We start from the raw sequence: 21,255 nt of genomic DNA on the forward strand, positions 1-21,255 counted from the left end.
CGCGAATAGGTGTGACTTTGGATGCCAGCTTGACTTAGACAATGTCTATTGTAGGGTCGAGATCGAAGTCGGCCAATGGACAGGATTGGCCTGGAACGACGCAGGAGGCGCACGTGACGCAGGGACCGCTTACGACGGAGGCCGGCGCGCCGGTGGCCGACAACCAGAACAGCGAGACCGCGGGCGTCGGCGGCCCGGTCCTCGTCCAGGACCAGCTCCTGCTGGAGAAGCTCGCGCACTTCAACCGTGAGCGCATCCCGGAGCGAGTCGTGCACGCCCGGGGCGCGGGCGCGTACGGCACCTTCACGGTCACCGCCGACGTCACCCGGTACACACGTGCCGCGTTCCTCTCGGAGGTCGGCAAGCAGACGGAGACCTTCCTGCGCTTCTCGACCGTGGCCGGCAACCTGGGCGCGGCGGACGCGGTCCGCGACCCGCGCGGCTGGGCGCTGAAGTTCTACACCGAACAGGGCAACTACGACCTCGTCGGCAACAACACCCCGGTGTTCTTCATCAAGGACGCCATCAAGTTCCCCGACTTCATCCACACCCAGAAGCGCGACCCGTACACGGGTTCGCAGGAGGCGGACAACGTGTGGGACTTCTGGGGGCTGTCCCCCGAGTCCACGCACCAGGTGACCTGGCTGTTCGGCGACCGCGGCATCCCGGCCTCCTACCGCCACATGAACGGCTACGGCTCGCACACGTACCAGTGGAACAACGAGGCCGGCGAGGTCTTCTGGGTCAAGTACCACTTCAAGACCGACCAGGGCATCAAGAACCTCACCCAGGCCGAGGCCAACCGGCTCGCCGGCGAGGACCCCGACTCCCATCAGCGCGACCTGCGCGAGTCCATCGAGCGCGGCGACTTCCCGACCTGGACCGTGCAGGTGCAGATCATGCCCGCGGCGGACGCGGCGACGTACCGCTTCAACCCGTTCGACCTCACCAAGGTGTGGCCGCACGAGGACTACCCGCCGGTCGAGATCGGCAGGCTGGAGCTCAACCGCAACCCGCAGAACGTCTTCGCCGAGGTCGAGCAGTCGATCTTCAGCCCCGCGCACTTCGTGCCGGGCATCGGCCCCTCGCCCGACAAGATGCTCCAGGGCCGTCTGTTCGCGTACGGCGACGCCCACCGCTACCGCGTCGGCATCAACGCCGACCATCTGCCGGTGAACCGCCCGCACGCCACCGAAGCGCGGACCAACTCCCGTGACGGCTTCCTGTACGACGGCCGCCACGGCGGCGGGAAGAACTACGAGCCCAACAGCTTCGGCGGCCCGTTCCAGACGGACCGGCCGCTGTGGCAGTCCACCCCGGTGACCGGCGGAACCGGCAACCACCCCGCCCCCGTGCACGCCGAGGACGACGACTTCGTGCAGGCGGGCAACCTCTACCGTCTGATGTCCGAGGACGAGAAGCACCGGCTCGTCGAGAACCTGGCCGGCTTCATCGCCAAGGTCTCGCGCGACGACATCGCCGAGCGCGCGATCGACAACTTCCGTCGGGCGGACGGCGACTTCGGCAAGCGGCTGGAGGCCGCGGTCCAGGCCCTGCGCGGCTGACCACCAGCGAGGGAACGCTTGTCGTGGGCGGCGGGCCGGATCTCCTCGGGACACCGAGGAGATCCGGCCCGCCGGCGTGAGCGGGGACGGGTGGACTGAAGGTCAGGCGGGCACCTGCTGCCGTGCCGGGGCCCAGCAGCGGATGATGTCGCGGACCGAGACGATGCCGACCGGGCCGCTGTCGTCCAGCACGATCAGATGACGGAAGCCGCCGTGGGCCATCGCCGACGCGGCCTCCTCCAGCGTCCAGGCGGGTGCGGCGAAGACGACGTCGGTGGTGGTGTGGGTGCCCGCGGTCTCGGCGTCCGGATTCTGGTCGTGGGCGAGGGAGTTGAGGATGTCGCGCTCGGTGAGGATCCCGAGGCCGGAGGAGTCCTCGTCGAGGACCACGGCCGCGCCGACGCGGCGTGCGGACATCAGACGGGCCGCCTGGCGGAGGGTGTGTGCCGGGCCGATGGTGAGGACCACCGTGCTCATGGCGTCGCGGACGAGCATGGACGGAGCCACCTCCTACGAATCCCTCGCGCTTGCGAGCGGATTCACAAATTCACAAGTGGGGGGATTCTCAGGGTGGCAGTTAAAGAGAGGGTCAACAAGAGGGCGCGTGCGGCGAGTTCGGGGCGCCTGGGGAGTGTGCGCAGGGGTCCCGGTTCAGTACCGCTGGTTCAAATACCCCAGCAGTTCGTCGTGCAGGACGCCGTTCGACGCGGCGGCGTTGCCGCTGTGCGGGCCCGGACGGCCGTCGAGGCCGGTGAACGAGCCGCCCGCCTCGGTCACGACGATCGCGTTCGCCGCCATGTCCCAGAGCGACAGCTCCGGTTCGGCGCAGATGTCCACCGAGCCCTCGGCGACCATCATGTACGGCCAGAAGTCGCCGTATCCGCGGGTGCGCCAGACCGCCCGGGTGAGGTCGAGGAAGCCGTCGAGGCGGCCCTGCTCCTCCCAGCCGCTCAGTGACGAGTACGCGAGCGAGGCGTCGGCTATGCGCGAGACGCGGGAGACCTGGAGCCGGGACGCGGAGGAGAGGCTGCGGCCGGTGAACGCGCCGTGCCCCTTCGCCGCCCACCAGCGGCGGCCCAGCGCGGGCGCGGAGACCACGCCTACGACGGGCTGGAAACCGCCCTCGCCCGCCTCCGTCAGAGAGATCAGCGTCGCCCAGACGGGCACGCCTCGCACGTAGTTCTTGGTGCCGTCGATCGGGTCGACGACCCAGCGGCGCGGGCCCGTGCCCTCGATGCCGTACTCCTCGCCGAGGACCGCGTCGCGTGGCCTCGCCCGCTGGAGCTGACCGCGGATGAGCTCCTCGGCGGCTTTGTCCGCCTCGCTCACCGGCGTCATGTCCGGCTTGGTCTCGACCTTCAGGTCGAGCGCTTTGAACCGGTCCATCGTCGCGGCGTCGGCGGCGTCCGCGAGGACATGGGCGAGACGCAGGTCATCGAGATAGTCGGGCATGACCGAACCGTATCTGCCCGTGTCAGGCCGGGGCTACACGGGCAGAGGATCATTGCGGCACCGGCAGGTGGGCGGGCACCGGACGTGTGCCGGCGTCGCCCCGGCGGTGGCCTCCGGCGCTGCGGCACCCATGCGGCTTACCCCCGGCCGGTGCGCGTGCCGGACGATGCGCGCCCCCCGGGGCCGCCGTGAACCCTTGACAGTGCCTTTGTACGCGTCAAATCTGAGCTGCAGACTCGCTCGCCCCAGGGAGGCGATGATGCCTGCAGCGCGGGATTCCCTCTTGGACGCCGCGTACACGGCGTTGGCGCGTCGCGCATGGTCCGCGGTACGGATGGTCGATGTGGCCGCCGTGGCCGGGGTGTCGCGCCAGACGCTGTACAACGAGTTCGGGAGCAAGGAGGGGCTCGCGCGGGCCCTCGTACGGCGGGAGGCGGACGCCTATCTCGCCGGCGTCGAACGGGCGCTGGCGGGGCACACCGACGCGCGGGACCGGCTCGTCGCGACCGCCGAGTGGACCGCTTCGGCCGCGCGGAGCAACGCGCTCGTGCGGGCGATGCTCACGGGGTGCTGGAGCGAGCGGCTGCCCGCGCCGACGCTGTCGGCGGTGCCCTCGTCGTCCGCGGTGCCCGCGCAGCGACGGGCCGACGGGCCCTTGCCCTCACCCGTGGACTTCGTGGCGCTGGTGCGCGACCGTGCCGTCGCGGCGCTCGCCGCCTCTCCCGCGGACACGGCGGAGGTGGCCCGCTCCTGTGAACTCGTCGTCCGTCTGGCTCTGTCCTGCGTGGCGGCACCGCCCGGCGACGGCAGGGTCACCGACCTCGTGAAGACCGCGTTGGCACCGTCCCACCGGCTGGGCAGCTGAGCGGTCCGCACGAGAGGGGCGCGTCCGCGGGACGGTGGGGACGGCAGAGCCCGCGGGCCAGCGACGGGACCGATGGGACCGGCGGGACCGGCGGGACCGGCGGGGCGGGCAGAGCCTGCCGGACCGGCGGGGCGCCGGGGCCGACGTGCCACCGGCACCGCTGGGGCCGTACGCGCCCGCGGCCCGCGCCCGCTTCGCGCTGCCCGGCGGCACCGCGGGCGAGCGCGTGGCTAGTGGGCCGATCCGGACAGTTGCAGCCCGATGACCCCGATGATGACGAGGCTGATCGAGACGATCTTGAGGGTCGACACCAGGTCGCCGAGGAAGATCATGCCGTAGATCGCCGTGCCCGCCGCGCCGATGCCGGTCCACACCGCGTACGCGGGACCGACGTCCAGCTTCTTCAGGGAGAGGGTCAGCAGGCCGAAGCTGCCGAGCGCGAAGACGCAGAAGGCCACCGTCGGCCAGAGTCTGGTGAAGCCGTGCGAGAGCTTCAGACAGACGGCGAAGCCGGTTTCGAGCAGTCCCGCCACAACGACCAGCAGCCACGCCATTTCTTTTCCTCCCGTGTCCGCACGTCGACTGCTTCGTCTGGGTCGGACCCGGCCGGCGGCCCCGGACGCGGTGCGTGCCGGGCGGCGTGGGGTTTGCCCGAACCTCTCCGGGTCGCTCGGTGTGATTATGCATTTGCCGACCGGCCAAACCCTTACCGACGGGCCGCGGACGCAAACACCTCCGAGGTCAGATCGTCCCTCGGACACCTGGCCACGGCCGCCGCGGCCCTCCTGGTCAGTCGCCCTCGCGGCGCTCCCGCGCCGCCAGCAGACGGCGCAGGGAGTACAGCCGCTGCGGGTCCGCGTGGCCGTCCGCCACCCACTGGTCCAGCGCGCAGTCCGGCTCGTCGTGGCTGCACGCGCGCGGGCAGCCCTCGGTGCCCGGTTCAAGATCGGGGAAGGCGTGGATGACCCGGGACGGGTCGACGTGGTGCAGACCGAAGGAACGGACGCCCGGGGTGTCGATGACCCAGCCCTCGTCGTCCGAGAGCGGCAGCGCCAGCGCGGAGGTGGTGGTGTGCCGGCCGCGGCCGGTCACCGCGTTCACGTGTCCTGTCGTACGTCGCCGGTCGGCCGGTACGAGGGCGTTCACCAGGGTCGTCTTGCCGACGCCGGAGTGCCCGACGAAGGCGGTGATCCGGCCGTCCAGCTGTTCGCGGACCCGGTCCGCCGCGTCGCCGTTCTCCAGCTCCTCACGACTGGTGACGACGTACGGGATGTCCAACGCGCCGTAAAGCTCCAGGAGTTCGTCCGGCGGGGCGAGGTCCGACTTGGTCATCACCAGCAGCGGCTCCAGACCACCGTCGAACGCCGCGACGAGACAGCGGTCGATCAGCCGGGGGCGCGGTTCCGGGTCGGCGAGCGCGGTCACGATGGCGAGCTGGTCGGCGTTGGCCACGACCACCCGCTCGTACGGATCGTCGTCGTCGGCCGTGCGGCGCAGGACCGAGTCGCGCGGCTCGATGCGGACGATGCGGGCGAGCGTGTCCCTCTTGCCGGACAGGTCGCCGACCAGGGCGACCCGGTCGCCGACGACGGCGGCCTTGCGGCCCAGCTCGCGGGCCTTCATCGCCAGCACCACGCGGTCCTCCACGAGGCAGGTGAGACGCCCCCGGTCGACGGTGAGGACCATGCCCTCGGCCGCGTCCTCGTGCTTGGGGCGGATGTTCGTACGCGGACGGTTGCCCTTGCGGTTGGGGCGCGCGCGGATGTCGTCCTCGTCGGTGTGCTTGCCGTAACGGCGCATGATCCCGGTCCGCCCGTCAGTTCCCGAGCATTCCGGTCCACAGCTCGGGGAAGTCCGGCAGGGTCTTCGCCGTCGTCGCCACGTTCTCGATCCGCACTCCTTCCACCGCCAGACCGATGATCGCGCCCGCGGTGGCCATGCGGTGGTCGTCGTAGGTGTGGAAGACGCCGCCGTGCAGTGGACGCGGGCGGATGTGGAGGCCGTCGGCGGTCTCGGTGACGTCGCCGCCGAGTTCGTTGATCTCCTTGGTGAGCGCGGCCAGACGGTCCGTCTCGTGCAGCCGCAGGTGGGCGACGCCGCGCAGCGTGGAGGGCGAGTCGGCGAGTGCCGCGACCGCCGCGATGCCGGGGGTCAGCTCGCCGACCTCGCCCAGGTCCACATCGATGCCGTGGATCGCACCCGAACCCGTGAACTCGAGTCCGATGTGGGTCAGTTCGCAGGAGCCGCCCATCTCGGTGAAGATCTCCCGCAGCCGGTCGCCCGGCTGGGTGGTGCGCGCGGGCCAGTCGGGGACGACGACCTTGCCGCCGGTCACCAGGGCGGCCGCCAGGAACGGCTGGGCGTTCGACAGGTCCGGCTCGATGATCAGGTCGCGGCCGAGCAGTGCGCCCGGTGTGACCCGCCAGACGTTCGGCTCGCCGCCCGACTCCGGGGCGTCCACCTGGGCGCCCACCGCGCGCAGCATGTCCACGGTCATCCGGATGTGCGGCATGGAGGGCAGGGTGGAGCCGACGTGCCGCACCTCCACCCCCTGGTTGAAGCGCGGGCCGGAGAGCAGCAGGGCGGAGACGAACTGGGACGAGGAGGAGGCGTCGATCTCCACCGGCCCGCCGTCCAGGGCGCCGCCGCCGTGCACGGTCAGCGGCAGCGCGCCGCGCGCGTCGTCGTCGATGCGCGCGCCGAGCAGGCGCAGGGCGTCGATCACGCCGTTCAACGGGCGCTCGTACGAACGCGGGTCGCCGTCGAAACGGATGGGGCCGTCGGCGAGTGCGGCGACCGGCGGGAGGAAGCGCATCACGGTGCCCGCGTTGCCGACGTCGACCGTCGCCGGGCCGCGCAGGCCCGAGGGGATGATCCGCCAGGCCTCGCCGGAGGAGTCAGGGCCGGCGGCGACCGTGGAGCTGGAGGCCACCGTCTCCTCGATGCCCACGCCCATCGCCCGCAGGGCGCCCGCCATCAGCAAGGTGTCGCGGGAGCGCAGCGGGCGGCGCAGCCAGCCCGGCTCGGAGGCCAGCGCGGCCAGCACGAGAGCGCGGTTGGTGACCGACTTGGACCCCGGCACTTGGACCGTCGCGTCGACGGCTCCGCTCGCGTGCGGGGCGGGCCAGAGGGCGGTGTGGGCGGGGTTCACGGTCATGCGCCCCACTTTAGTGGCTGGCGATGGATGGAAATCTTGATCAAAAGCGGCGAAACATGAGCGAAACAGCCCTCGGATGCATGCGCGGGCGCATGCTGTGTCAAGTGAGGCGCCGCCTCTTGCCCACTCGGGCGCGAATATGAAGCACTTCCCGGTCGGCGCGACGTCACGCCAACGCCCTCGCGCCCCGCGCTCGGCAAGGCGGCCTGCCAGGGACCCGCCCGAGACCCGCTCGGACCTGCCCGGAGTCCGCTCAGCCCCTGCCCGATACCCCCTCGGGACCCGCCCGAGACCCGCTCGGACGGTGCCCGGAGTCCGCTCGGGCCGCGTGCCCGGAGCCGACCCGGCCGACCCGGCTGACCCGGCCGGCCCGGAGCCCGCCCGGACGGTGCGCCGGCCGTCACACCTCCAGCAGCCACCGCCCGCCGCCTATCAGCGAGCACAGCGACACCGCGTGGAAGAGAAACAGCCACATCCCGGCCGGCACGTGCGTGAGCCGCGACAGCTGGTCCGCGTCGGAGTCGCCCGCCCCGCCCCGGCGCCGCTTGGCCTGGAGCTCGAAGGCGGGCCGCACCCCGCCGAGCAGCAGGAACCACACCACCGCGTACGCGAACGCCGCCTGCACCTGCGGCCCCGCCAGCCAGGACACCAGCAGGAAGGTGCCGCCGGTGGCGATCACGGTGAGCGCCCCGTACGCGTTCCGGATCATCACCAGCATGGCCACGAGCAGGGCCGTCGCCAGCCACAGCAGCGCGGTGATGTGACCCGCGGCGAGCAGTGCGGCGCCGCCCAGGCCGAGCAGCGGGGGAGCGGTGTAGCCCGCGGCGGCGGTGAGGATCATGCCGAGCCCCGTGGGCTTGCCCCGGCTCACCGTCAGGCCGCTGGTGTCGGAGTGCAGCCGGATACCGCTGAGGCTGCGCCCCGTGAGCAGGGCCACGAGACCGTGGCCGCCCTCGTGGGCGATGGTGATGGCGTTCCGGGACATCCGCCACACGCCGTGCGGGACGATCACCGCGAGGGCGGCGACCAGAGTGGCGATCACCACCCACAGGTCGGGGTCCGGCTGACTGCCGAAGACCTGGTCCCAGAGGCTCGCCAGCGAGGTGGATGCGGTGCTGTCCATTGTCTGCGGTGGCTCCCTGTGGTGTCGCGGAATCTGGCAGTGTGGCACGTATGTGCGGACGGTATGCAGCGAGTCGCAGGCCCGAAGATCTCGCGGGAATCTTCGAGGTCGAGAAGTGGGAGCCCGATGAGGCCCTGGCCCCCGACTACAACGTCGCCCCGACGAAGGAGGTGTACGCGGTTCTCGACCGTCCTCTCAAGGACGCGGACAGCCCGAAGCCGGTTCGCCAGCTGCGCCGGCTCAAGTGGGGACTCGTACCGTCCTGGGCCAAGACGCCCGAGGGCGGCGCCCGCATGATCAACGCACGCGCGGAGACGGTGCACGAGAAGCCCTCGTACCGCCGTGCCTTCGCGGCCCGGCGCTGCATCGTCCCCGCCGACGGCTACTACGAGTGGGTCACCGCGGCGGCCGAGCGCGAGCTGGAGGTCGAGGGCAAGAAGAAGCGTCCGCGCAAGCAGCCGTACTTCGTCACGCCGGCGGACGGTTCGGTCTTCGCGATGGCCGGACTGTACGAGTTCTGGCGCGACAGGACGCTGCCCGACGACCACCCGCAGGCCTGGTGGGTGACGTGCTCCGTGATCACGACCGAGGCCGAGACCACGCCCCTGGCGGTCGCACCCGCCGACGGGCCGTACACGCTGGCGGACATCCACCCCCGGATGCCCCTGATGCTGACCCCGGACCGCTGGAACTCCTGGCTCGACCCCGCCCGCACGGACGCCGAGGACCTCCGCGAACTGCTCGCGCCGCCGCCCGCCGGACTGATGCGCGCCTACCCCGTCTCCACGGCCGTCAGCAACGTCCGCAACAACGGCCCGGAGCTGCTGAAGGAGCTGGAGGGCCCCGAAGAGGGCACACTCTTCTGACGTGACCGAGACCACTGGGACGACCGGGACGAACGAGACCGCCGTGACCACCGAGACGATCGAGACCGACGCGGGCACGGCCCGGATCACCTGGCACCGGGCCGCGCAGGCGGGGCTCGTCCTCGCCGCGAGTCACGGCGCGGGCGGCGGCATCGAGGCGCGCGACCTCCGTGCGCTGGCCGCGGTGCTGCCCGCGCACGGTGTGAGCGTCGCCCTTGTCGAGCAGCCCTGGCGGGTGGCGGGGAAGAAGCTGGCACCCGCGCCGAAGACGCTGGACGTGGGGTGGCGCGGACTGTGGCCGGCGCTGGTGCGGCCGGGCCTGCCGGTGATCGCCGGGGGACGCAGCGCCGGCGCCCGCGTCGCCTGCCGGACCGCGACGGAACTGGGCGCCGCCGCCGTGCTGGCCCTCAGTTTCCCGCTGCACCCGCCGGGCAAGCCGGAGAAGTCCCGCGCCGACGAACTGCTCGGCGCCGGGGTACCCACGCTCGTCGTCCAGGGCGGCAACGATCCGTTCGGGAAGCCGGAGGAGTTCCCCGAGGGCCCGTACGAGCTGATCCAGGTGCCGTACGGCGATCACGGCTTCGCGGTGCCGAAACGGGCTCCGCTCGGCCAGGACGAGGCGCTGAAGGTCATCACCGACGGTGTCGCGAAGTGGACCGCGTCACTCGGGTGACGCACGGGAATGCCGGGCGGCGGACAACTGTTGTGCGGAGCAGACAGCACGAACCGTGCTGACCGTTCCGAGGAGAGGAAGTCCGCCGCATGGGTTCGACCATCTGCCCGAGCCGTCGCAGCAGCGCTGACCTGGACTGGACGGTGCTGCACGCGGGTAAGAACGCCCCTATTCGGGCGGCGGGTGGGCCTGATGTTCGTCTATCCTCCGATTCCAGTGGGACCGGTCTCGGTCTCACGACATCGCTTGAGGAGGTGGGTCCGGTCACTGGGACCGACGCAGGGACCGAACACGGCCAGGCGGAGCAGCCCGAGGGCCAGGGCACGAGCACGGAGTCGTCCGCCGAGCGCACCGCGCGCTTCGAGCGGGACGCGCTCGAATTCCTCGACCAGATGTACTCGGCCGCCCTGCGCATGACGCGCAATCCGGCCGACGCCGAGGACCTGGTGCAGGAGACGTACGCGAAGGCGTACGCGTCCTTCCACCAGTTCCGCGAGGGGACCAACCTCAAGGCGTGGCTGTACCGCATTCTCACCAACACCTTCATCAACTCGTACCGCAAGAAGCAGCGCGAACCTCAGCGCAGCGCGGCCGAGGAGATCGAGGACTGGCAGCTCGCACGTGCCGAGTCGCACATGTCGACGGGACTGCGCTCCGCCGAGTCGCAGGCGCTGGACCACCTGCCCGACTCGGACGTCAAGGCGGCGCTGCAGGCGATCCCCGAGGAATTCCGCATCGCCGTCTATCTCGCCGACGTAGAGGGCTTTGCGTACAAGGAGATCGCGGACATCATGGGGACACCCATCGGTACGGTGATGTCCCGGCTCCACCGGGGCCGTCGCCAATTGCGCGGCATGCTCGAGGACTACGCGCGTGACCGCGGGCTGGTTCCGGCCGGCGCCGGAGAGTCGAACGAAGCGAAAGGCTCGGGCTCATGAGCTGCGGAGAGCCGCACGAGACGGATTGCAGTGAGGTACTCGACCATCTGTACGAGTTCCTCGACCATGAGATGCCGGACGCGGACTGCACCAAGTTCGAGGTGCACTTCGAGGAGTGCTCCCCGTGCCTGGAGAAGTACGGCCTCGAGCAGGCCGTGAAGAAGCTGGTCAAGCGGTGCTGCGGCCATGACGACGTGCCGACGGACCTGCGTGCCAAGGTCATGGGCCGCATCGACCTGATCCGCTCCGGGCAGGCCGTGCCCGAACACGACGTGACCGCGACGCCGCAGGAGTCCTGACCCCCGGCGCGGCGTCGCCTCCTCACGGAGATCGTCCACCAATCACCCGAACGTGCTAATCCGCGGGCTCCGAGCCCGCGGATTCGTTCATACGCGTCCCCGTGCAGTCCCCACCGCCCTAGGCTCCGGAGCCGGAAACCGGGGAGGGGGCGAGGAGATGGGGTCGGTCCAGGCGTGGGCCCGCGTCTACGTGGCGTGTGTCGCCCTCGCGGCCCTGGCCTGTCTGGCTCCGCTGCCCGACCTGCGCGCCCCGTGGTGGATCGTCGCGCTGATGGCCCTGCTCTACGCCGGGTGCGAGCGGATCCCGCTCCGGCGCGCCTCCAGAACCGCCCATGACCGCGATGCCCCGCCGGGGATGGGCACGTTCCTCCCCGTGCTGCTGGCCGGGGCCTTTCTGCTGCCGCCCCCTGCCGCCGCGCTGGTCGCCGTGCCGGGTGCCCTGCTCACCCAGGTCGAACAACGCCCGCGTTGGCTGCGCCGCGTCTGGCGCGCCTCGCAACTCGCCGTCGCGGTCTGGGCGGCCTCCCGTGTGCACGGGGCGCTGGGCGGCCGGGACGCGGTCCTCGCGCCCGACTTCCCGTACGCGCTGCTGCCCGCCGGGGCGGCGGTGCTCACCTTCTGCCTCGTGCTGACCGCCCTCGACGGCGGCATTCTGGCGCTCGCCGAACGGGTGCCGGCGCGCGCCGCCTGGTGCGGGCTGTTCGCGCGCTCCCTCGCGCCGGTCGGCGTGCACGGGCTCGCGGGGCTGATGATGGCGGTCCTGTGGCGCAGCCCGTACGGGCCCGTCGCCGCGCTGCTCGTGCTGCTGCCGATGTACGTGTCCTGCTGGGTGTTCGCCCAGTACCACCGTGAGCGGGCCGCCCATCAGGCCACCATCCGCGCGCTCGTCCAGGCCGTCGACATCAAGGACGGCTACACCCGCGGGCACAGCGAACGGGTCGGCCAGGCGGCCATGATGATCGCGCGCGAACTGGACATGGACGACCGGCGCGTCGAGGTCCTCCGCTTCGCCGGCATTCTCCACGACGTCGGCAAACTGGGTGTCCCGACGCGGCTGTTGCGCAAGGACGGCCCGCTCACCCCCGAGGAGCGGCGGGTGATCGAACTGCATCCCGAGTACGGGCACGAGATGGTGCGGGGCATCGGGTTCCTCGGGGAGGCCCGGTCGGCGATCCTCCACCACCACGAGCGGCTCGACGGAAGCGGATACCCGTACGGCCTGGTCGGGGCGCAGATTCCCGAATTCGCGCGGGTCGTGGCCGTCGCGGACGCGTTCGACGCCATGACGTCCACCCGCTCGTACCGGCGAGCCCGGCCGGTGCCTGCCGCGCTGGAGGAACTGGAGCGGTGCGCGGGAGCGCAGTTCGACCCCGGGATGGTGCGGGCGCTCGTCCGGGCGCTCTCCCGGCACGGCTGGCACCCCGTGGTCACCGCGGACACCACGTCGCCGGCCGGCGCACCGGCGGGCCCGCGGAGAGCGGGGGGCCGGCAGGTCCCCGCGTCGAGCGGCCCCGGCCCGAACCGCTCCCGCCCGCCCGGCCCGCCCGTGAGCGAGGCGTCGCCCGGTGAAGGCTGCGGGCCCGAGGGCGGTACGGGTGTGAACGGGCGACAGCCGGAGGGGGCGGCGCCCGGCGCCGGGCCGGGCGAGGATGCGTCGCAGGAGGACGGTGTCCGGGGTGGCGCCGAGGACATCGGGATCGGGGGAGGCCCATGAGCCTGTCCCGGCCGCTCCCGGCGCCCGCCCTCACCCGTTCGGGCACAGCCGCGTTCAACGCCCTCGCCCGCACGGGTGCCGCCCTGCTCGGGCTCGCCGCCCTCGCCTCCACGCTGTGGAACGGGCTCGACGACCGGGGCACCGCTCTCGCCTTCGGCCTCCTCGTGACTCTCGGGGAACTCACCCGCTGGAGTGGCGCCGAGGAACGCGAGTCCGCGCCGCTCGGTGCCGCCGCGGCCCTGTCGTACGCCCTGCTCGGGGAGCAGGCGGGACGGCCCAGCGAGCACGGTGCCCTCCAGGTCGTCGCCGTGGTGTCGGCCGCCACCCTGCTCGGCAGCGTGCCCCACGTGGCCAGGGGCCACGCGCCCACCACGGATCACCTCACCCGGCGGGTGCTGACCGTCGCCTTCGCCGCCGTCTGCTTCCAACCCCTCTACGAACAGGGAAGATTGCTGGAGTGGGGCGGTCCGAGGTACGCGGTGCTCCTGGTCGCCCTGCTGGTGCTCACCGCGCTGTGCGACGCCGTCCTCACGGCGGCGATGGCGCACTCGCGCGCCCGGTGGCCGTTCGGGCCCCTGCTGCGGGACGAACTGCGGGCCACGCTCGGCATCGGATCGGCCGTCTGCGCGACGGGGGCCGTGATGTCGCTGGCGGCCGCCGTGGTCGGACTGTGGGCCCTGCCCGTCTTCTCGCTCCCCCTGCTGCTCACCCAGCTCTCCTTCCGCCGGTACGCGGCCGTGCGGGTCACCTACCGGCAGACCATCGCCTCCCTGGCACGGGCGACCGAGATCGCCGGGTACACGCCCGTGGGGCACGCACGCCGGGTGGCGGCCCTCAGCCGGGCCGTCGGCCGGGAGCTGGGGCTCACCGCGCCCGACCTCGTCGTGCTGGAGTACGCGGCACTCATGCACGACATCGGCCAGCTCAGCCTCGTCGACCCCGTGCCCGCCGGGGCCACCGCCGCGTTGCCCGCGGACGAGCAGCGGCGCATCGCACTGCTGGGCGGGGCCGTCGTCCGCCAGACCGGGGTGGACGCCGAGGTCGCCGTGGTCGTGGAGCGGCAGGCCGACCCGTACCGGGAGCAGCCGATGACCGCGCGGATCGTCCGGACCGTGAACGCATACGAGGAGATGGCCAGGGAAGCAGGACCCGAAGGGCCGCTGGCCGCGCTGGAGAGACTCCGGCTGGCCACGGCCCACGACTACCAGCCGGAAGTGGTGGAGTCGCTGGCCAGGGTGCTGTCGCAGAACAGGACCGACGGGTGAGAACGTCGGACCGGGGGCGGCGACCCGGGCACCGAGGGCCGGTCTGACCTCGCCCGGGGCGGGGTAACCCATGGGTAATGAGCGGCCGTCCGACGGTACGTGGTTGGATGCGAGGAAGAGGGTGTTCGGGGGCACGGGCCAGCCCGGGGCTGCACTGTCTTCAAGGGACTCTTCGAAGGACCAGCAGGCGGGAAACGCAAGGAACTGGCAGGCGGGAATCGTGAGGATCTTCGGCAAGGGACGGCACCGGCCCTCCGCCTCATGGCGGCAGGCCACCGATCGTGCGTTCACGCTGATCGGCGACGGCCGGTACGAGGACGCGGGCGCGCTGCTGACACGCGCCGCGGACCTGGAGCCGTGGCTGTCCGAGTCCTGGTTCAACCTGGCTCTGCTGCACAAGTTCCGGCACGACTGGGAACAGGCAAGGGCGGCGGGCCTGCGGGCCGTCGCGCTGCTCGACCGGGAGACCGGGGCGCCCGACTGGTGGAACGTGGGCATCGCGGCCACCGCCCTTCAGGACTGGCCGCTGGCCCGGCGCGCCTGGCAGGCGTACGGGCTGCGGGTGCCGGGCGGCGCCGCGGTCTCCGGGGAGCCGGTGGGCATGGACCTCGGCAGTGCTGCCGTACGGCTGTCCCCCGAGGGGGAGGCCGAGGTGGTGTGGGGGCGGCGGCTCGACCCCGCCCGCGTGGAGGTGCTGTCCATTCCGCTGCCGTCCTCCGGACGGCGCTGGGGCGAGGTCGTGCTGCACGACGGGGTGCCCCACGGGGAGCGGACCACAGCCGCCGGACACGCCTACCCGGTCTTCGACGAGATCGAGCTGTGGGCGCCCTCGCCCGTCCCCACCTGGGTGGTCCTCCTGGAGGCCGCCACCGAGGACGACCGCGACGCGCTGGAGCAGCTCGCGGCGGACGCGGGCTTCGCCGCCGAGGACTGGTCGTCCTCCGTACGGCTGCTGTGCCGGATGTGCTCCGAGTCGCGGATGCCGTCCGACGAGGGTGACGGCGAGCACCTGGACCCGCACGACCACAGCGAACCCGGCCACCCGGGGCCGCTCGGTCACCGCACCGACGGGCAGCTGTGGGTGCCCGAGCGGGAGTGCGGTCTCGCGGCGCCGGCCTCGCTGGTGCGCGGTCTGCTGGACGGCTGGGTGGCCGACAGCCCCGACTCCCGGGACTGGCGGGACCTGGAAGAGGTCTGCTGAGCGCGCCGGTACGACGGCCGCGGAAGCCGGCCGGGCCGCGACCGTCCCGTGGGATCGCCGGGAAGTCACCCGGTCGCTCCCCGTAGGCTGTACTCGCAGAATTTCCCAAGGTTTGAGGAAGGCGTACGTCGTCATGGCGCAGCAGGACACCGATCAGCAGCACGCGGGCGTGCTCCCCGTGGACGACGACGGCTTCGTCATCGACACCGAGGACTGCGAGGAGCGCGAGACGGCCTACCGCGAGCGCGGGACCTCGAGGCCGATCACTGTCGTCGGGAATCCCGTGCTGCACAAGGAGTGCAAGGACGTCACGGAGTTCGGCGGGGAGCTGGACCAGCTGGTCGCGGACATGTTCGCCAGCCAGCGCACCGCCGAGGGCGTCGGCCTGGCCGCGAACCAGATCGGCGTCGACCTGAAGGTCTTCGTGTACGACTGCATGGACGACGAGGGCAAGCGGCACGTCGGGGTCGTCTGCAACCCCGTGCTCGTCGAACTGCCTGCCGAGCTGCGCCGTCTGGACGACAGCAACGAGGGCTGCCTGTCGGTGCCGACCGCGTACGCGCCGCTCGCCCGTCCCGACTACGCCGAGGTCACCGGGCAGGACGAGAAGGGCAACCCGGTCAAGGTGCGGGGCACCGGCTACTTCGCCCGTTGCCTCCAGCACGAGACGGATCACCTGTACGGCTACCTGTACATCGACCGTCTCTCCAAGCGTGAGCGCAAGGACGCGCTGCGGCAGATGGCCGAGGGCGAGCCCCGCTACCCGATCGTGGCGAACGACTGAGCGGTCCGGCGACCGCCCCGGGAGCGGTCGGGCCACCGGCGCCCGCCCTCGCGAACGACTGAGACAGAAAATGACAGGTGGGACTCACGGCCTCTCGTGAGCCCTCTCGAACGGCGCCTGGTCAGGGAACCTTCCTGGCCAGGCGCCGTTCGTGCGTGCGTCGCACGTTCGATCCCTTGTGCTCCTCTAGTGATCCATATTCAGTCACACAAGGGGAGATTCTCGGCATCGTGGGGTAGTGAGTGGAGCAAATCCGTTCCCAGAACGGTCAGTTGTGGTGCTGAATGGGGAGTGCGGGGATACGCAACGGCGCACGCCCGGCACAGGGAGGGGCGTACCGCCAACAGGCGGCTGAGAGGGGTTTGTTCGTGCATGCTTTCTCACACGGCACTTCATCGACACCGACAGCGGTCGCGGTTCCACCAGCGCTCTCTCTTCCGGTGATCGAGTCAGAGTTTCCCCGGCAACTGCACCCGTATTGGCCCAGGCTCCAGGAGAAGACCAGGACCTGGCTCCTCGAAAAACGGCTCATGCCGGCGGACAAGGTCGAGGAATATGCCGACGGCTTGTGCTACACCGACCTCATGGCGGGCTACTACATAGGCGCCCCCGACGACGTCATGCAGGCGATAGCGGACTACAGCGCCTGGTTCTTCGTCTGGGACGACCGGCACGACCGGGACGTCATCCACGGCCGGGCCGACGCCTGGCGCAGGCTCAGGTTCCGGCTCCACGCGGCCCTCGACTCCCCCGGGGACCACCTGCACCACCCCGATCCCCTGGTCGCGGGGTTCGCGGACAGCATGGTGCGCCTGTACTCGTTCCTCGGCAAGAAGTGGAACGAGCGGTTCGCACTCCACTTCCATGCGGTGATCGAGGCGTACGACCGAGAATTCCGCAACCGTACGTCCGGCACCGTCCCCACGGTCGACGCATACCTGGAACTACGCCGACTGACATTCGCGCACTGGATCTGGACCGATCTGCTGGAGCCCAGCGCACAATTCGAACTTCCCGTCACCGTACGGAAACACCCGGCCTATGAGCGCGCGGCACTGCTCAGTCAGGAATTCGCCGCCTGGTACAACGATCTGTGTTCGCTTCCCAAGGAAATAGCGGGTGACGAGGTCCACAATCTCGGAATCAGTCTCATTCATCACGACGGGCTGACACTCGAAGAGGCGGTAACGGAAATAAGGCGGCGCGTCGAGGAATGCATCAGTGAATTCCTCGTCGCCGAACGGGACGCATTACGGCTCGCCGACTCCCTCATGGACGGCACCGTGGAGGAAAAGGCGACGGGCGTCGCCGTCAGGGCGTGCATCGGAAATATGCGGAACTGGTTCAGCTCCGTGTACTGGTTCCACCACGAGTCGGGCCGGTACATGGTCGACAACTGGGACGACCGCTCCACACCCCCGTACGTCAACAATGAAGCGGCAGGTGAGAAATGACCGTCGAGTCATCCCCCGAGCTCTCGGCCGCGCTCGACCGGGCGGCACCCCCGCGGACTCCGGCCCCCCGTGCGCCGGAGCTGTCCGTCCCGCCGCTCGCGGGCGGCGGTGTACCGGGGCTCGGCCACGGCTGGAAACTGGTCCGCGACCCGCTGGGCTTCCTGGCCCAGCTCCGCGACCACGGCGACATCGTCCGGCTCAAGCTGGGTCCCAAGACGGTGTATGCCGTCACCACTCCCGCGCTCACCGGCGCGCTGGCGCTCGACCCCGACTACGAGATCGGCGGCCCGCTGTGGGAGTCCCTCGAAGGACTGCTGGGCAAGAAGGGCGTCGCCACCGCCAACGGACCGCAGCACCGGCGCCAACGGCGCACCATACAGCCGGCGTTCCGGGCCGACATCATCCCCGAGTACGGGCCGATCATGGAGGAGGAGGCGCGTGCGTTCGCGGCCCGCTGGGAGCCGGGGACGACGGTCGACTGCACCTCGGAGTCGTTCCGTGTCGCCGTCCGGATCGCGGCCCGCTGCCTGCTGCGCGGCAAGTTCATGGACGAGCGTGCGGAGCGGCTGAGCGTCGCGCTCACGACCGTGTTCCGCGGCATGTACCGGCGCATGGTCATCCCGGCGGGGCCGCTCTATCGGCTGCCTCTTCCCCCATTGCGCAAATTCGACCACGCATTGGCCGATTTGCATGACCTCGTGGACGAGATCATCGACGAACGACGGTCATCTGGTCAAAAGCCGGACGATTTGCTGACGGCATTGCTGGAAGCGAAGGACGACAACGGCGACCCCATCGACGAACAGGAGATCCACGACCAAGTCGTCGCGATACTGACGCCCGGCAGTGAAACCATCGCATCCACGATCATGTGGCTCCTCCAGGTCCTTGCGGAACATCCGGAACAGGCGGACAAGGTGGCCGCAGAGGTCAAATCCGTCGTGGGGGACCGACCCGTCGGATTCGACGACGTCCGGAAGCTGTCCCACACGAACAATGTCGTCGTCGAGGCGATGCGGTTGTGCCCTGCTGTATGGATATTGACGCGGCGGGCGGTGACCGAAACCGAGCTCGGCGGCTATCGCATTCCAGCCGGTGCCGACATCGTCTACAGCCCGTACGCGATCCAGCGCGACCCCCGCTCGTACCGGCAGCACCTGGATTTCGATCCTGAGCGCTGGCTTCCGGAACGGTCCAAGGACATCCCGAAGTACGCGATGCGTCCGTTCAGCCTGGGCAACCGGAAGTGCCCGAGCGACCACTTCTCGATGGCGCAGCTCACCCTGATCACCGCGACCGTGGCGTCCCGCTGGCGCTACGAGCAGGTGTCCGGGTCCAATGACACGACCCGTGTCGGCATCACCCTGCGCCCGCACAAGCTGCTGCTCACGGCACGTCCGCGCTGATCCGCCGCGCCCACCGGCGCACCTTCAGGCAGCCCGCGGGCCCCTGAAGGTGCGCCGGTACGTCTGCGGGGTGGTGCCCAGGCTCCGGACGAACTGATGGCGCAGGGCCGCCGCGTTGCCGAACCCGGTCCGGCTCGCGATCGCATCCATCGTCTCGTCCGTGGCCTCCAGCAACTCCTGTGCCAGGAGTACCCGTTGGCGCAGGATCCAGCGGTACGGGGTGGTACCCGTCTCCTGCTGGAAGCGGCGCGCGAAGGTACGCGGGGCCAAGCGGGCTCGGGCCGCGAGCTGTTCGACGGTCACGTCCTCGGAGAGGTGCCGCTCCATCCATGCCAGCACGTCGCCGATCGTGTCGCCCGGGGCTCGGGGCAGCGGGCGCTCGATGTACTGGGCCTGACCGCCGTCGCGGTGCGGGGGCACCACCATCCGGCGGGCGATGGCGTTGGCGACCTCCGGGCCCTGCTCCTTGCGGACCAGATGGAGACAGACGTCGATGCCCGCGGCGGTGCCGGCGGAGGTGAGCACCGGGTCCTCGTCGACGTACAGCACGTCCGGTTCGACGATCGCCCGGGGATGACGGTGGGCGAGCTCCTCCGCGTGCCGCCAGTGCGCGCTGCACCGCCGCCCGTCGAGGAGTCCGGCCGCGCCGAGGGCGAAGACCCCGGAGCAGACGCTGAGGACGCGGGCCCCGCGGCCGACGGCCCGGCGCAGGGCCTCCAGCAGCGCGGGCGGGTACTCCCGGCCGGTGAAGTTCTCGCCGGCCGGGACGACGACGAGGTCGGCCTCCTCGACCCGGTCGAGGCCGTACGGGGTGGACAGGGTGAGGCCCGCGACATGCGTACCCAGGTCCGGGCCCTCGGCCGAGGCCACGGCGAAGTCGTAGACGGGCAGGCCGTCGTCGCTGCGGTCGAGCCCGAACACCTCGCAGACCACGCCTAGTTCGAAGGGATGTACACCGTCGAGCAGGATGGCGGCCACGTTCGTGGCAGGACTGTCCGGCACCCTCGAATTACTGCCACTTCCACGGCACACTGGGGCGCATGCTGGCGTCACCGGCCTGGAGGACGACACCGCTGTTGGTGGCCTCCAGACCGCTGCCGCCGGCCTTGACGGGCGCCCACGGCCGCGCGGACGTGCCGTCCAGCCCGATACGGATCACCTCGCCCACGGACAGGCAGAACGTACGGCCGGTGTCGGTGGCGGCGAGCTCCGCCCGTGCCGCGGCGCAGCTCTTCGGGGTGGTGGGGGCGGGTGACACGGTGCCGCTGCCGCCCGCTTCGCCCCCGCCCCGCGTGCCGCAGCCCGCGAGGAGCAGTGCCAGCGCGGCGAGGGCCGGCATCCGGTGGTGGGTCGTTCGGCGCATGAGATGACCTCCTTGCCGCTTGGACGTGCCACCCGCGCTCCAGGATCCACCTGCCCCCGGGCACGGCACCGTGGCGAGGCCCGTTCCGGCCCGGCTGGGCGCCGCGGGGTGGGCGCGACATGACGAGGCCGGGCCGCACGAGCGGCCCGGCCTCGCCCACGGTGCACCCGTCAGAAGTCCTCGTCGAGGTCGACGGTGCCCTCCACGGCGACCTGGTACGCCGACGGGCGCCGCTCGAAGAAGTTGGTCAGCTCCTGCACGCCCTGGAGCTCCATGAAGGAGAAGGGGTTCTCCGAGCCGTACACAGGAGCGAAGCCCAGCCGCGAGAGCCGCTGGTCGGCGACGCACTCCAGGTACTGCCGCATCGAGTCGGTGTTCATGCCCGGCAGACCGTCACCGCACAGGTCGCGGGCGAACTGCAGCTCGGCCTCGACGGCCTCCCGCAGCATGTCCGTCACCTGCTGCTCCAGCTGGTCGTCGAACAGGTCCGGCTCCTCCTTGCGGACCGTGTCGACCACCTCGAAGGCGAACGACATGTGCATCGTCTCGTCGCGGAACACCCAGTTGGTGCCGGTCGCGAGGCCGTGCAGCAGGCCGCGGCTGCGGAACCAGTAGACGTAGGCGAAGGCACCGTAGAAGAAGAGCCCCTCGATGCACGCCGCGAAGCAGATGAGGTTGAGCAGGAAGCGGCGGCGGTCCGCCCTGCTCTCCAGCCGGTCCAGCTTCTCGACCGAGTCCATCCACTTGAAGCAGAACTCGGCCTTCTCGCGGATGGAGGGGATGTTCTCCACGGCCGCGAAGGCGGCCGTCCGGTCCTCCGGGTCGGGCAGATAGGTGTCGAGCAGCGTCAGATAGAACTGGACGTGGACCGCCTCCTCGAAGAGCTGCCGGCTCAGGTAGAGCCGCGCCTCCGGGGAGTTGATGTGCTTGTACAGCGTCAGCACCAGGTTGTTCGCCACGATCGAGTCGCCCGTCGCGAAGAAGGCGACCAGACGGCCGATCAGGTGCTGCTCCGCCGGGGACAGCTTCGCGAGGTCGGCGACGTCCGAGTGGAGGTCGACCTCCTCGACGGTCCAGGTGTTCTTGATGGCGTCCCGGTAGCGCTCGTAGAAGTCGGGGTAGCGCATCGG

General features: G+C 70.9%; 21 protein-coding genes. 12 read left to right on the top strand and 9 right to left on the bottom strand.

Features of this window, described 5'->3' with window-relative positions:
- Positions 1 to 41: 41 nt before the first annotated feature.
- Complete coding sequence (locus tag H305_RS0120520) at positions 42 to 1,565, top strand: catalase (RefSeq protein WP_051370781.1); 1,524 nt, start codon at positions 42 to 44, stop codon at positions 1,563 to 1,565.
- A gap of 102 nt (positions 1,566 to 1,667) precedes the next feature.
- Here H305_RS0120520 and H305_RS0120525 read toward each other — a convergent pair whose 3' ends face one another.
- Both H305_RS0120525 and hisN read right to left on the bottom strand, forming a co-directional pair.
- Positions 1,668 to 2,060, bottom strand: a complete 393-nt coding sequence (locus tag H305_RS0120525; RefSeq protein ID WP_028802035.1) for a cyclic nucleotide-binding/CBS domain-containing protein — start codon at positions 2,058 to 2,060, stop codon at positions 1,668 to 1,670.
- Positions 2,061 to 2,216: 156 nt separating this feature from the next.
- Positions 2,217 to 3,017, bottom strand: a complete 801-nt coding sequence (hisN, locus tag H305_RS0120530) for a histidinol-phosphatase (protein ID WP_028802036.1) — start codon at positions 3,015 to 3,017, stop codon at positions 2,217 to 2,219.
- Between the two features lie 259 nt (positions 3,018 to 3,276).
- On the opposite strand from hisN, the gene H305_RS0120535 reads away from it, so the two are divergent.
- Positions 3,277 to 3,882: a TetR/AcrR family transcriptional regulator gene (locus tag H305_RS0120535; protein WP_028802037.1), complete on the top strand. Its 606-nt coding sequence runs from the start codon at positions 3,277 to 3,279 to the stop codon at positions 3,880 to 3,882.
- A gap of 230 nt (positions 3,883 to 4,112) precedes the next feature.
- Here the strand turns inward: H305_RS0120535 and H305_RS0120540 are convergent, their stop codons facing one another.
- The 4 genes from H305_RS0120540 to H305_RS0120555 all read right to left on the bottom strand — a co-directional run bounded on the left by H305_RS0120540 (position 4,113) and on the right by H305_RS0120555 (position 8,162).
- Positions 4,113 to 4,436 (bottom strand): DMT family transporter, encoded by a 324-nt coding sequence (locus H305_RS0120540; RefSeq protein WP_028802038.1) that lies wholly within the window; start codon positions 4,434 to 4,436, stop codon positions 4,113 to 4,115.
- A 235-nt stretch (positions 4,437 to 4,671) separates the two neighbouring features.
- Complete coding sequence (gene rsgA, locus H305_RS0120545) at positions 4,672 to 5,682, bottom strand: ribosome small subunit-dependent GTPase A (protein ID WP_028802039.1); 1,011 nt, start codon at positions 5,680 to 5,682, stop codon at positions 4,672 to 4,674.
- Between the two features lie 16 nt (positions 5,683 to 5,698).
- Entirely contained in the window at positions 5,699 to 7,039 is a 1,341-nt protein-coding gene (gene aroA, locus H305_RS0120550) for a 3-phosphoshikimate 1-carboxyvinyltransferase (protein ID WP_028802040.1), read from the bottom strand.
- Positions 7,040 to 7,439: 400 nt separating this feature from the next.
- Positions 7,440 to 8,162: a M50 family metallopeptidase gene (locus tag H305_RS0120555; RefSeq protein ID WP_028802041.1), complete on the bottom strand. Its 723-nt coding sequence runs from the start codon at positions 8,160 to 8,162 to the stop codon at positions 7,440 to 7,442.
- 50 nt (positions 8,163 to 8,212) lie between these two features.
- Here H305_RS0120555 and H305_RS0120560 point away from each other — a divergent pair, with 50 nt between their 5' ends.
- The 10 genes from H305_RS0120560 (at position 8,213) to H305_RS0120605 (ending at position 18,762) form a co-directional block, all read left to right on the top strand.
- Positions 8,213 to 9,028, top strand: a complete 816-nt coding sequence (locus tag H305_RS0120560) for an SOS response-associated peptidase (RefSeq protein ID WP_028802042.1) — start codon at positions 8,213 to 8,215, stop codon at positions 9,026 to 9,028.
- A gap of 1 nt (position 9,029) precedes the next feature.
- Positions 9,030 to 9,701 (top strand): alpha/beta family hydrolase, encoded by a 672-nt coding sequence (locus H305_RS0120565; protein WP_420708102.1) that lies wholly within the window; start codon positions 9,030 to 9,032, stop codon positions 9,699 to 9,701.
- Positions 9,702 to 9,955: 254 nt separating this feature from the next.
- Positions 9,956 to 10,639, top strand: a complete 684-nt coding sequence (gene sigR, locus H305_RS0120570) for an RNA polymerase sigma factor SigR (protein ID WP_028802044.1) — start codon at positions 9,956 to 9,958, stop codon at positions 10,637 to 10,639.
- Positions 10,636 to 10,938 carry a mycothiol system anti-sigma-R factor gene (gene rsrA / locus H305_RS0120575; protein ID WP_028802045.1) on the top strand — a complete coding sequence of 101 codons (303 nt, stop codon included), beginning with the start codon at positions 10,636 to 10,638 and terminating at the stop codon, positions 10,936 to 10,938. The genes sigR and rsrA overlap by 4 nt, the downstream gene beginning before the upstream one ends.
- Positions 10,939 to 11,095: 157 nt before the next feature.
- Entirely contained in the window at positions 11,096 to 12,652 is a 1,557-nt protein-coding gene (locus H305_RS46585; protein ID WP_078629147.1) for an HD-GYP domain-containing protein, read from the top strand.
- Complete coding sequence (locus H305_RS46590; RefSeq protein ID WP_234020976.1) at positions 12,649 to 13,917, top strand: HD domain-containing protein; 1,269 nt, start codon at positions 12,649 to 12,651, stop codon at positions 13,915 to 13,917. The genes H305_RS46585 and H305_RS46590 overlap by 4 nt, the downstream gene beginning before the upstream one ends.
- Positions 13,918 to 14,137: 220 nt before the next feature.
- Positions 14,138 to 15,118 (top strand): tetratricopeptide repeat protein, encoded by a 981-nt coding sequence (locus H305_RS0120590; RefSeq protein ID WP_028802046.1) that lies wholly within the window; start codon positions 14,138 to 14,140, stop codon positions 15,116 to 15,118.
- Between the two features lie 133 nt (positions 15,119 to 15,251).
- Positions 15,252 to 15,902: a peptide deformylase gene (def, locus tag H305_RS0120595; RefSeq protein ID WP_028802047.1), complete on the top strand. Its 651-nt coding sequence runs from the start codon at positions 15,252 to 15,254 to the stop codon at positions 15,900 to 15,902.
- Positions 15,903 to 16,270: 368 nt separating this feature from the next.
- Positions 16,271 to 17,356 (top strand): epi-isozizaene synthase, encoded by a 1,086-nt coding sequence (cyc1, locus tag H305_RS0120600; protein ID WP_028802048.1) that lies wholly within the window; start codon positions 16,271 to 16,273, stop codon positions 17,354 to 17,356.
- Entirely contained in the window at positions 17,353 to 18,762 is a 1,410-nt protein-coding gene (locus tag H305_RS0120605; RefSeq protein WP_028802049.1) for a cytochrome P450, read from the top strand. Before cyc1 ends, H305_RS0120605 begins: the two co-directional genes overlap by 4 nt.
- 24 nt (positions 18,763 to 18,786) lie before the next feature.
- Here the strand turns inward: H305_RS0120605 and H305_RS0120610 are convergent, their stop codons facing one another.
- The 3 genes from H305_RS0120610 to H305_RS0120620 form a co-directional block, all read right to left on the bottom strand.
- Complete coding sequence (locus H305_RS0120610) at positions 18,787 to 19,764, bottom strand: helix-turn-helix domain-containing protein (protein WP_037764727.1); 978 nt, start codon at positions 19,762 to 19,764, stop codon at positions 18,787 to 18,789.
- A 7-nt stretch (positions 19,765 to 19,771) separates the two neighbouring features.
- Entirely contained in the window at positions 19,772 to 20,125 is a 354-nt protein-coding gene (locus H305_RS46595; protein WP_158690557.1) for a hypothetical protein, read from the bottom strand.
- A gap of 170 nt (positions 20,126 to 20,295) precedes the next feature.
- On the bottom strand, positions 20,296 to 21,252 hold the full coding sequence (locus tag H305_RS0120620; RefSeq protein ID WP_373557590.1) for a ribonucleotide-diphosphate reductase subunit beta: 957 nt from the start codon (positions 21,250 to 21,252) through the stop codon (positions 20,296 to 20,298).
- Positions 21,253 to 21,255: the final 3 nt, after the last annotated feature.

Origin of the sequence: Streptomyces sp. 142MFCol3.1, assembly GCF_000424945.1 — a bacterium.
Taxonomy (GTDB): Bacteria; Actinomycetota; Actinomycetes; order Streptomycetales; family Streptomycetaceae; genus Streptomyces; species Streptomyces siamensis.

Bases quoted from the DNA above. Each gene is read 5' to 3' on its own strand.
- H305_RS0120520 (WP_051370781.1), top strand. From the start codon at position 42: ATGTCTATTGTAGGGTCGAGATCGAAGTCGGCCAATGGACAGGATTGG.
- H305_RS0120525 (WP_028802035.1), bottom strand. From the start codon at position 2,060: ATGCTCGTCCGCGACGCCATGAGCACGGTGGTCCTCACCATCGGCCCG.
- hisN (WP_028802036.1), bottom strand. From the start codon at position 3,017: ATGCCCGACTATCTCGATGACCTGCGTCTCGCCCATGTCCTCGCGGAC.
- H305_RS0120535 (WP_028802037.1), top strand. From the start codon at position 3,277: ATGCCTGCAGCGCGGGATTCCCTCTTGGACGCCGCGTACACGGCGTTG.
- H305_RS0120540 (WP_028802038.1), bottom strand. From the start codon at position 4,436: ATGGCGTGGCTGCTGGTCGTTGTGGCGGGACTGCTCGAAACCGGCTTC.
- rsgA (WP_028802039.1), bottom strand. From the start codon at position 5,682: ATGCGCCGTTACGGCAAGCACACCGACGAGGACGACATCCGCGCGCGC.
- aroA (WP_028802040.1), bottom strand. From the start codon at position 7,039: ATGACCGTGAACCCCGCCCACACCGCCCTCTGGCCCGCCCCGCACGCG.
- H305_RS0120555 (WP_028802041.1), bottom strand. From the start codon at position 8,162: ATGGACAGCACCGCATCCACCTCGCTGGCGAGCCTCTGGGACCAGGTC.
- H305_RS0120560 (WP_028802042.1), top strand. From the start codon at position 8,213: ATGTGCGGACGGTATGCAGCGAGTCGCAGGCCCGAAGATCTCGCGGGA.
- rsrA (WP_028802045.1), top strand. From the start codon at position 10,636: ATGAGCTGCGGAGAGCCGCACGAGACGGATTGCAGTGAGGTACTCGAC.
- H305_RS46585 (WP_078629147.1), top strand. From the start codon at position 11,096: ATGGGGTCGGTCCAGGCGTGGGCCCGCGTCTACGTGGCGTGTGTCGCC.
- H305_RS46590 (WP_234020976.1), top strand. From the start codon at position 12,649: ATGAGCCTGTCCCGGCCGCTCCCGGCGCCCGCCCTCACCCGTTCGGGC.
- def (WP_028802047.1), top strand. From the start codon at position 15,252: ATGGCGCAGCAGGACACCGATCAGCAGCACGCGGGCGTGCTCCCCGTG.
- H305_RS0120605 (WP_028802049.1), top strand. From the start codon at position 17,353: ATGACCGTCGAGTCATCCCCCGAGCTCTCGGCCGCGCTCGACCGGGCG.
- H305_RS46595 (WP_158690557.1), bottom strand. From the start codon at position 20,125: ATGCGCCGAACGACCCACCACCGGATGCCGGCCCTCGCCGCGCTGGCA.
- H305_RS0120620 (WP_373557590.1), bottom strand. From the start codon at position 21,252: ATGCGCTACCCCGACTTCTACGAGCGCTACCGGGACGCCATCAAGAAC.